Source organism: Streptomyces sparsogenes (genome assembly GCF_001704635.1).
Classification (GTDB): Bacteria; Actinomycetota; Actinomycetes; order Streptomycetales; family Streptomycetaceae; genus Streptomyces; species Streptomyces sparsogenes.
Map to the genome: position 1 here is coordinate 105,726 of NZ_MAXF01000107.1, position 10,413 is coordinate 116,138.

6 protein-coding genes are annotated in these 10,413 nt (G+C 74.4%); 5 read left to right on the plus strand and 1 reads right to left on the minus strand.

From position 1 onward, the window contains the following. Positions 1 to 129: 129 nt before the first annotated feature. A complete protein-coding gene (locus BBH68_RS22945; protein WP_065965357.1) occupies positions 130 to 2,319 on the minus strand; it encodes a RecQ family ATP-dependent DNA helicase in 2,190 nt (729 codons plus the stop codon). Positions 2,320 to 2,428: 109 nt separating this feature from the next. Here BBH68_RS22945 and BBH68_RS22950 point away from each other — a divergent pair, with 109 nt between their 5' ends. The 5 genes from BBH68_RS22950 (at position 2,429) to BBH68_RS22970 (ending at position 10,344) form a co-directional block, all read left to right on the plus strand. After that, complete coding sequence (locus BBH68_RS22950; RefSeq protein ID WP_065965358.1) at positions 2,429 to 3,757, plus strand: DUF4192 domain-containing protein; 1,329 nt, start codon at positions 2,429 to 2,431, stop codon at positions 3,755 to 3,757. A gap of 117 nt (positions 3,758 to 3,874) precedes the next feature. After that, positions 3,875 to 4,636 (plus strand): NUDIX hydrolase, encoded by a 762-nt coding sequence (locus BBH68_RS22955; RefSeq protein WP_065965359.1) that lies wholly within the window; start codon positions 3,875 to 3,877, stop codon positions 4,634 to 4,636. Between the two features lie 129 nt (positions 4,637 to 4,765). After that, positions 4,766 to 7,207 (plus strand): ATP-binding cassette domain-containing protein, encoded by a 2,442-nt coding sequence (locus BBH68_RS22960; RefSeq protein WP_065965360.1) that lies wholly within the window; start codon positions 4,766 to 4,768, stop codon positions 7,205 to 7,207. Between the two features lie 168 nt (positions 7,208 to 7,375). Next, positions 7,376 to 8,326: a FadR/GntR family transcriptional regulator gene (locus BBH68_RS22965; RefSeq protein WP_076970697.1), complete on the plus strand. Its 951-nt coding sequence runs from the start codon at positions 7,376 to 7,378 to the stop codon at positions 8,324 to 8,326. Between the two features lie 452 nt (positions 8,327 to 8,778). After that, on the plus strand, positions 8,779 to 10,344 hold the full coding sequence (locus BBH68_RS22970; RefSeq protein WP_281182490.1) for an RNA polymerase sigma factor: 1,566 nt from the start codon (positions 8,779 to 8,781) through the stop codon (positions 10,342 to 10,344). The last annotated feature ends 69 nt before the right edge of the window (positions 10,345 to 10,413 follow it).

Genomic DNA, 10,413 nt, shown 5'->3' on the forward strand with positions numbered 1-10,413 from the left:
CCGGGAGCGGCGAACTGCTTCAATTCTCGCGGTCGTACAGGCGCGCGGCAACGAGCAATTGGCGCGGCTGACCGGTTTGCGCCGGTGCGCGGTCAATATTCCGCGCACACCTCCCACCTGCGGCGGCGGTCATCCCTGCACGGCGAGAACCAGGGGGAAGACCGCCTCCGCACCGGCCCGGCGGAGCAGCCGGGCGGCCACCGCCAGCGTCCACCCGGTGTCCGCCACGTCGTCGACGAGGAGCACCGGCCCCGCGGCCCGCTCCAGCGCCGCGGCCAGCGCGGGCGGCACGGTCAGCGCCCCGTGCAGCGCCCGCAGCCGCTGCGCGCTGTTGGTACGCGGCACGCGCGTGTCGGCCCCGGCGTCGACATACGAGACGGTGCCGAGCACGGGCATCCGGCCGACCGAGGCGATCCGCTCGCCCAGTGTCTGGATCAGCCGCGGGCGGGTGTGCGAGGCCACCGTGACCACGCCGACCGGGCGCGCCGGGGCGTCCGGCGCCCCCGACGCCCAGCCGCCGGGCCCCTTGGCCCAGTCGGCGAGCACGGTCACCACCGCGGCGGCCACATCGTCCGGAATCGGCTCATCCGGATTCTGCGGGGCGAGCAGCGGCCGCAGCCGGTTTCCCCAGCCGATGTCGGAGAGACGGCCGAGCGCCCGCCCCGGAGCCGCCTGCTCGCCCACCGGGATCCGGCCCTTCAGCTCCACACCCACCGCGGGCAGCCCGGTCGGCCACATGCGGCGCGGCTCCACCTCGACGCCCGGGCGGCCCAACTCTCCGCGCGCCGCCTCCAGAGACGCGGCGGACACCTCGGCCGTGAACCGGGCCCCCGAGCAGTTGTCGCAGCGCCCGCACGGCGCCGCCGCCTCGTCGTCCAGCTGCCGCCGCAGGAACTCCATCCGGCAGCCGGTGGACGAGGCGTAATCCCGCATCGCCTGCTGCTCCGCCTCCCGCTGCCGCGCCACCCACGCGTATCGCTCCGCGTCGTACGTCCAGGGCTGCCCCGTCGCCGTCCAGCCGCCGCGCACCCGCCGGACCGCGCCGTCCACATCGAGGACCTTGAGCATGGTCTCCAGGCGCGAGCGGCGCAGATCGACCTGCGGCTCGAGCGCGGGCAGGGACACCGGACGGTCCGCCGCCGCCAGCACGTCGAGCGTGCGGCGCACCTGCTCCTCGGAGGGAAAGGCGAGCGAGGCGAAATACCGCCAGATGGCCTCGTCCTCACGGCCCGGCAACAGCAGCACCTCCGCGTGCGCCACGCCGCGCCCGGCCCGCCCGACCTGCTGGTAGTAGGCGATGGGGGAGGAGGGCGAGCCCAGGTGCACCACGAAGCCCAGATCCGGCTTGTCGAAGCCCATGCCCAGCGCGGAGGTGGCCACCAGGGCCTTGACCCGGTTGGCCAGCAGGTCCTCCTCCGCCTGCTGGCGGTCGGCGTTCTCCGTCTTGCCGGTGTACGAAGCGACGGTGTGGCCCCGCTGCCGCAGGAACGCCGCCACCTCCTCGGCGGCGGCGACCGTGAGGGTGTAGATGATCCCGGAGCCGGGGAGCTCGGGGAGGTGGTCGGCGAGCCAGGCCAGCCGGTGAGCCGCGTCCGGCAGCCGCAGCACGCCCAGGCTCAGGCTCTCCCGGTCCAGCGGCCCCCGCAGCACCAGCGCGGGCGAGCCGTCCGCCCCCGCGCCGTCCCTCCCGGGCCCGCCCGTGCCCAGCTGCTCGGCGACGTCCGCGGTCACCCGGGCATTGGCCGTCGCCGTCGTGGCCAGTACGGGCACGCCCGGCGGCAGGTCGGCGAGCATCGTGCGCAGCCTGCGGTAGTCGGGGCGGAAGTCATGGCCCCAGTCGGAGATGCAGTGGGCCTCGTCGACCACCAGCAGGCCGGTGGCCGCGGCGAGCTTGGGCAGCACCTGGTCCCGGAAGTCGGGGTTGTTCAGCCGCTCGGGGCTGACCAGCAGCACATCCACCTCACCGGCGGCCACCTCCGCCTGGATGGTGTCCCACTCCTCCGTGTTGGCGGAATTGATGGTGCGCGCGTGGATACCCGCCCGCGCGGCGGCCTCGACCTGGTTGCGCATCAGCGCGAGCAGCGGGGAGACGATCACCGTCGGGCCCCCGCCGCGCTCGCGCAGCAGGGCGGTGGCGACGAAGTACACCGCGGACTTGCCCCATCCCGTGCGCTGCACGACCAGCGCCCGGCGGCGGTCGGCGACCAACGCCTCGATCGCCCGCCACTGATCCTCCCGCAGCCGGGCGGATCCGGAGGGGTCCCCGACCAGGCGGGCCAGGACACGGTCGGCCGCGATGCGCAGATCTTCGTCGCTCATGCCCCCATGCAACCCGATCCCACCGACATCGCGCGAATGGGACCCGAGCCTGTGGATAAGGTTATCCACAGGCCTGGCGGGCCGGGCCGGACTGGGAGACCGTCGGGCCATGACCCGACACAACGAAGCGGCCGGCCTGTCCGGCGATGAGCAGATCACCCTCCGCAGCCCGGCCGAGCTCGCCGACGCCCTGCCCTATGTCCTGGGCTTCCATCCGGACGACAGCATCGTGATGATCGCGCTGCACGGCCCACGCGGCCGGTTCGGCGGGCGGCTCAGGCTCGGCATCCCCGAGGCGAGCGAGGAATGGCCGGAGGTCTGCGACCAGCTCGCCGAGTGCCTGGTGACGGGCAGCGAGCGGCGGGCGGGCCGGCCCGACGGGACGGTGCTGTTCCTGTGCCAGGAGCCGGGCGAGGGCGAATCGGGGCAGGACGTGATGGAGCGCCTGCGGCCGCTCGCGCAGCGGCTGCGCACCGCGTGCGGCGGGCTGGAGGTGCCGGTCTTCGAGGCGCTGTGCATCTCCGACGGCCGGTTCTGGTCGTATGTGTGCCCGGACCGGCGCTGCTGCCCGCCGGAGGGCGTCCCGCTCACCCTGCCCGGCACCTCCGTGATGGCGGCGGCCGCCACCTACGCGGGCGTCCATGTGCGCGGGTCGCTGCGCGAGATGGAGGCGAGGCTGGCGCCGCTCGCCCCGCCCAGGGCCGAGGAGCAGGAGCGGGCGCTGGACACGGCGGGCTGCGAGCTCGTGCCGAGGATCCTGGGCGGCACGGACTGCGCCGCGGTGCGCGAGGAGACCCTCGTCCTCCTCGGCGGCATGCTGGCCCGGTTCCGCGCCGCGCCGCCGATCGCCGACCAGGTCGCGGCCGACCTCCGCGACGACGGGCTGATCGGCGACCAGGAGGCGGCCGCGGTCATCGTCGGGCTGCAGGACCGGCTGGCGCGCGACCGGGCCGCGCAGTGGATGGAAGGACCCGACGCGGAGCCGGCCCTGCGGTTGTGGCGCGCCCTCTCCCGCCGCTGCGTCGGCTCGTACGCGGAGCACGCCGCGGCGCCGCTCACCCTCGCGGGCTGGGTCGCCTGGTCGATGGGGGACGAGCCCGCGGCGCGCGTCGCGCTCGGCCGAGCGCTGTCCGCCGATCCCCACTACCTGTTCGCCAGGCTGCTCCACCAGGCGTGCAACGAGGGGCTCGACCCGGAGCTGTTGCGCCGCTGTCTGCGCCAGGACCGTGCCGACCGGGCCCTGCAGACCGCGGTGCGCGGCGAGTTGGAGCGCCTCGGGGCCGCTGCCGCCGGAAGGCCCGGCGGACCCGGGACGCCGGGGCGAGGGTCCGGCGGGCGGGCCAAGAGCCCCAGCGCGCAGGCGGCCCGGCGGCGTCCGGTCGGCCGGACGCGGGCGCGGCGCAGGCCCGGCCGGCGAGGGGCCCGCAGCCGCCCCTGAGCCGCCATCGAGCCGCCGGGCGCCGGGCCGCCGGGGCGGTTCCGTCGCCCTCCCTCCACCATCGACGATCAACCGGAAGGGACTGATTATCGTCAGGCAGACGACTATGATCGCGGCATGCCCTACGATCCAGCGGCCTTCCCGCCTTTCGCCGTCACCGTGGATCTGGTCGTGCTGACCGTCCGGCGGCACGCGCTGTGCGCGCTGGCCGTCCGCCGCGGCGAGCCGCCCTTCCAGGGGCGCTGGGCTCTGCCGGGCGGCTTCGTGCGGGCCGATGAAGACCTCACGGCGGCGGCCGCCAGGGAGTTGGCCGAGGAGACCGGGCTGCTCGTCCACGACCCCGCGGCTCCGGCCTCTCCCAACGCCGCCCACCTCGAACAGCTCGCCACCTACGGCGACCCGAAGCGCGACCCCAGGATGCGGGTGGTGAGCGTCGCGCACCTGGCGCTCGCGCCGGACCTCCCGGCGCCCCGGCCCGGAGGCGACGCGCACAGCGCGCGCTGGGCCCCAGTCGAGTCCCTGCTCGACCAGGACGGGTCCTTCGGCCGCGACGCCGACCTGGCCGCCCCGCTCGCCTTCGACCACGCCCGCATCCTGGCGGACGGGGTGGAGCGTGCCCGCTCCAAGATCGAGTACTCCTCGCTGGCCACCGCCTTCTGCCCCCAGGAGTTCACGGTCGGTGAGTTGCGCCGGGTCTACGAGGCGGTGTGGGGGGTGGCCCTCGACCCCCGCAACTTCCACCGAAAGGTCACCGGAACGCCCGGATTCCTGGTGCCCACGGGCGGCACGACGACCCGTCAAGGCGGTCGCCCGGCCCAGCTGTTCCGGGCCGGGGGCGCGACGCTGCTCAATCCGCCCATGCTTCGTCCCGAGGTGTGACAGCCCATGACACGACGACTCGACAGGGGGTGTAGATGCCGACGAAATAGGACATAGCGGGTTACCGTGCTCCGGTACGTCACCAGTCCCCACGTGCCACGAGCGGTTCCATGCCCCGCGGGAGAAGCCATGATTCAGGCCACCGGACTGACCAGCACCCCCCGCCGCAACCGTCCGCCTGTCGTCGACGATCTCACCTTCGAGGCCCCACCGGGCCGTGTGACCGCCCTGTTCGGCGGTCCCGGCGCGGGCAAGACCAGCGCGCTGAGGCTTCTGCTGCAGCTCGACCGGGGCCACGGTGCCGTCTTCTTCCGGGGCCGCCCGCTCCACCGCATCCGGCGCCCGGCCCGGGAGATCGGGGTCCTTCTGGAGGACGTGCCGGGCCACCCCGGGCGCACCGCGCGCGGTCACCTCAGGATGCTCGGGGCTGCCGTCGGGGTACCCGCGGCGCGCGCGGACGCGGTGCTGGACGCGGTCGGCCTCACCGAGCTGGCCGACGAGCGTATCGGGGACCTGGCTGCCGGCATGGAGCGGCGCCTCGGGCTCGCCACGGCCCTCCTGGGAGACCCGCACACGCTCGTTCTCGACGCGCCCACGCGCGGTCTGTCCACCCGGGAGACCGTCTGGATGCACGGCCTGCTGCGGCAGTTCGCCGGGAAGGGCGGTGCCGTCCTCGTCACCGATCGGGACCCGGAGAACGTCACCCGCCTCGCCGACCAGGTCCTCACCCTGGAGGGCGGTCGGCTCATCGCCGACCAGCCGGTCGAGGAGTTCGCACGCACCCGGCTGCGCCCCCGCGTCGCCGTGCTCTCGCCGGTGGCCGGGCGGCTGGCCGCCGTGCTGGAGGAGGAAGCGGGCGCCGCCGAGCCGGCGGTCCAGTCGCCGTGCCCGCCCGGAGCGGCGGAGGCCGGCGAGGCCGACAAGGCGAAGGCCGCTGCGGTGAGCGGGGTGGAGCCGCTGAGCGGCACGGGGGCCGGGGAGGGGCCCGGTCCCCGCGCCCACCGCGCCAGTGAGGCGGGGGCGAGCGCGGAGGGGTCGGAGCCCGAGGCAGTGGCGGGGGGAGAGGCACAGGTCGGGGCGTCGGCCGCGGCGAGGGATGAGAGCGCCGCGGGGGAGGCAGGGGCCTGGGCCGCCCACGGGGCAGCGTCGCCCGCCGCGGCAGCCGCTGACGGAGCGGCGGGCGAGGGCGTGGCGGAAGGCGGATCCGGTGGCGACACCGGACCCGCCCCCCGCAGCGCGCAGTCGCCCGCAGCCGATGCCGTGCCCGTCGCCGGCCCAGGGTCTGCGGGTGGGCCCGCGCCCGCCGCCGCACCGGCGTCCGCCGTGGGCCCCGGCTCGGTAGCCGTGCCCGCGCCCGCTGCCGACGCGATGCCGGCTGCCGGGTCCGTGCCTGCTGCCACGCACGGCCCCGCCACCGGCCCCGCGCCCGTCGCTGTGCCTGCGCCTGCCGCCGATCCGGCGTCCGCCGACGGCCCGGCGCCCGCTGTCGTGTCCGCGTCCGCCCCCGGCTCGGCGTCGGCCGGCGGATCCGCCCCTGCCGCCGTGCCCGTGGCCGTGCCCGCGCCTGCCGCTGGGGCTGCGGGCGGTGGGCGGCTGTCGGTGGTGCGGGAGGACGAGACGCGCATCTCCGTCTACGGGCTGTCCTGCGCGGCCGTCGGCGAGACCGCGTACCGCCACGGCATCGTCGTGCACCGGCTGGTCGAGGAGACCGCCGACCTCGGTCCGCGGGCCGCGGGCGGGGACACCGCTGCCCGCGATCCCCGGGCCACCCCGCCCCGGGTGCTGCCGAGGCTGCCGCTGCCCGGCCCGGCCTGGCCGCTGCGCTATGAGCTGCGCCGCGCCACCGGCGTACGCACCGGCTGGCTGATCGCCGTCGCGGCCCTCGTGGCCTCGCTCGTGGGCTCCGTGCTGCTCGCCCGGGCGGGCGGGGCGGGGGAGCTGCACCGGATCACCGGCTGGCCCACCGACGTGCCCCTGCCACCGGTGGCGATCGCGGCCGGGCTGCTGGGCGCGCTGTCCTTCGGGGAGGAGTTCCGCTACCCGGCGCTGGCCCCGGCCCGGGACACGGTGCCGCGCCGGCTCGGCCTGCTGATGGCCAAGTTCCTGGTGTGCGCGGTCGGCGCCCTGCTGCTCTGCTTCGCCGTCCTCGCCCTCGACGGTGCGGCGCTCCTGCTGCTGGTCGGTGGGGACGCGGTGCCGCTCCCGGGCGACTGGCCGCTGCTGATGGCGAGCGTGTGCGCCCTGGCGGTCGGCTCGAGCTGGGCCGGGCTGATGGCGGCGGCGGTCTTCCGGTCCACCGCGCTCGGCCTGGCGACGCTGCTGGCGGTGCCCATCCTGGCGGTGCCGGTCGTGCAGCGCGCGCTGGCCGAGCCGTCGGTGCGCTCGCTCGTCGGGCTGCCGCACCGGCTGCGGGCGGAGGCGCTCGACCAACCGCACTCCATGGTCGACCGCCTCCTGGCGCTCGCCCTGCGGCTGGCGTCCCAGCCCGTGGGACAGGCGCTCGTGCTCTCGCTGGCCGTGCTGCTGTGCGCGTACGCCCTCACCGGGTTGCGCGGCCGGGCCCGGCAGTAGCGCGGGCCCCGCCCCCGACACCGTCCCGCCCGGCGCCGGCGGGGCGGTGGACCAAGCCGGGGGCGGTTCCGCGGGCTCATCGCGGGAAGTGGTCGCAAGTCCCCGAAGGCTGCCGGTTTCTGTCCGATTCAGCGTCAATTATGAGGTAATGGGCGATCACCCTTTCGTGTGCTTTTCACCAAAGACCTCAAGGGCTTCCGGAGCGTCGCCGACAAAGGATGCGTGAGTACCCTTGCGCACACCACGATGACCGCGGCTCGCCCCGCCGATTCCGGCCTCGCCGGCCCGGGCGAGCTTGACCGCTACCCCTACGCCGACACCCCCATGGGCGACCGCGGCAGCGCCCCCTCCTGGGACGGCGCCGACGCCGAGATCGGCCGAGTGGGCCGACGCGCGGCCGGCAACCGGGGCCGCGGGCTGCACGGCCAACTCGTCCAGCAGCTGGGCCAGATGATCGTCTCCGGCGATCTGGGGGCCGACCGCCCGCTCGTCCCCGAGGAGATCGGCCAGCGCTTCGAGGTCTCCCGCACCGTGGTGCGGGAGTCGCTGCGCGTCCTGGAGGCCAAGGGCCTGGTCAGCGCCCGCCCCAACGTGGGCACCCGGGTCCGCCCCGTCAGCGACTGGAACCTCCTGGATCCGGACATCATCGAGTGGCGGGCCTTCGGGCCGCAGCGCGACGACCAGCGCCGCGAGCTGTGCGAGCTGCGCTGGACCATCGAGCCGCTCGCCGCCCGTCTCGCCGCCGGCTCCGGCCGGGAGGACGTGCAGCAGCGGCTCGCCGACATGGCCGAGATCATGGGCCATGCGCTGGGTCAGGGCGACGCCCTGACCTTCTCGCGCGCCGACGCCGAGTTCCACGCCCTGCTGCTGCAGGTCGCGGGCAATCGGATGCTGGAGCACCTGGCGGGCATCGTCGCCGCCGCGCTGCACGTCTCCGGCGCCCCGGTGACCGGCTGCGACCGGCTGACCGAGGCGGGGGTGGGCCACCACCGCCGGATCGTCGAGGCCATCGGGGCCGGTGACGCCGCGGCGGCGGAGGCCGCGATGCGCCAGCTGCTGACCGTCCACGCCGATCTCGACCACGCCGAGGTGGGGGTTCCCGCGCCGCGCGAGCACTGACCCGCGGACCGCGGCGTACGGCGTACGGGCGCGGCGTCGCCGGAACCCGCCCCGCGGGTTCGGCGACGCGACGCCACGGACGACGCCATGGGTGACGCCGCAGAGGCGATCACGCCGTGACGCCATGGATGGAGCCACAGACGTGGGTGCGGCGGTGCGCGGCGTGGGGCGGTGTGGGGGCGGAGCATGATCAACTGACGCCGATCTGTCCGTTGGGTAGGCATTACGGCCGGTATGGGGTGTGACTCGGGACACGAGGAATGGGCGTAACGCTCTTTGGGGCAGCGCGATGATTAAAGAGGTGGCAGCCGCAGAGGGAATACCGGCGTCGCTCGCGACGCTGTAATCCACCCGCAGCACTCCGCCCCGCGCCGTCGGTTCATCCTGCCGGCGGTCGTCGGCTCCAGTCCCCAGCGGACCGGGCCGGAAGCCGTTTCCATCGTTCCGAGAGGTTGTTCGTGTCGGCCAGCACATCCCGTACGCTCCCGCCGGAGATCGCCGAGTCCGAGTCTGTCATGGCGCTCATCGAGCGGGGAAAGGCTGAGGGGCAGATCGCCGGCGATGACGTGCGTCGGGCCTTCGAGGCTGACCAGATTCCGCCAACCCAGTGGAAGAACGTTCTGCGCAGCCTCAACCAGATCCTCGACGAGGAGGGTGTGACGCTGATGGTCAGTGCCGCAGAGGCGCCCAAGCGCACCCGCAAGAGCGTCGCAGCGAAGAGTCCGGCAAAGCGCACCGCCACCAAGACCGTCACGGCCAAGACGGTCCCCGCGAAGAAGACCCCTGCCGCCGCTCCGGCCGTCCCGGCGGCCGACGCGGGAGACGGCGTGGCCGGCGAGGCCGCGGCGACCCCCGCGAAGAAGGCCGCGGCCAAGAAGGCCACGGCCAAGAAGACGGTGGCCAAGAAGACCGCCGCGAAGAAGACGGCGGTGAAGAAGACCACCGCCAAGAAGGACCCGGACGAGCTCCTCGAGGGAGAGGACGTCCTCGAGGACGCTCCCGGCAAGCCCGGAGTCGAGGGCGCGGAGGGCGAGCCCGAGAACCAGGGCTTCGTGCTCTCCGACGAGGACGAGGACGACGCCCCGGCGCAGCAGGTCGCCGCGGCCGGCGCGACCGCCGACCCGGTCAAGGACTACCTGAAGCAGATCGGCAAGGTCCCGCTGCTCAACGCCGAGCAGGAGGTCGAGCTCGCCAAGCGCATCGAGGCCGGCCTGTTCGCCGAGGACAAGCTCGCCAACTCCGACAAGCTCGCCCCCAAGCTCAAGCGCGAGCTGGAGATCATCGCCGAGGACGGCCGCCGGGCCAAGAACCACCTCCTGGAGGCCAACCTCCGTCTGGTGGTCTCCTTGGCCAAGCGCTACACCGGCCGCGGCATGCTCTTCCTGGACCTGATCCAGGAGGGCAACCTTGGTCTGATCCGCGCCGTCGAGAAGTTCGACTACACCAAGGGCTACAAGTTCTCCACCTACGCCACCTGGTGGATCCGTCAGGCGATCACCCGAGCGATGGCCGACCAGGCCCGCACCATCCGCATCCCGGTGCACATGGTCGAGGTCATCAACAAGCTCGCGCGGGTGCAGCGCCAGATGCTCCAGGACCTGGGCCGCGAGCCCACCCCGGAGGAGCTGGCCAAGGAGCTCGACATGACCCCCGAGAAGGTCATCGAGGTCCAGAAGTACGGCCGCGAGCCGATCTCCCTCCACACCCCGCTGGGTGAGGACGGCGACAGCGAGTTCGGTGATCTGATCGAGGACTCGGAGGCGGTCGTTCCGGCCGATGCGGTGAGCTTCACGCTGCTGCAGGAGCAGCTGCACTCCGTTCTCGACACGCTCAGCGAGCGCGAGGCGGGCGTGGTCTCCATGCGCTTCGGCCTGACCGACGGCCAGCCGAAGACGCTCGACGAGATCGGCAAGGTCTACGGCGTGACGCGCGAGCGCATCCGGCAGATCGAGTCGAAGACGATGTCGAAGCTGCGCCACCCGTCGCGGTCCCAGGTCCTGCGCGACTACCTGGACTGATCCCGCACCGACGGACCGCCGCTCCACGGCACAGCGCGAAGGCCGGGCCCTCCTCAGGGCCCGGCCTTC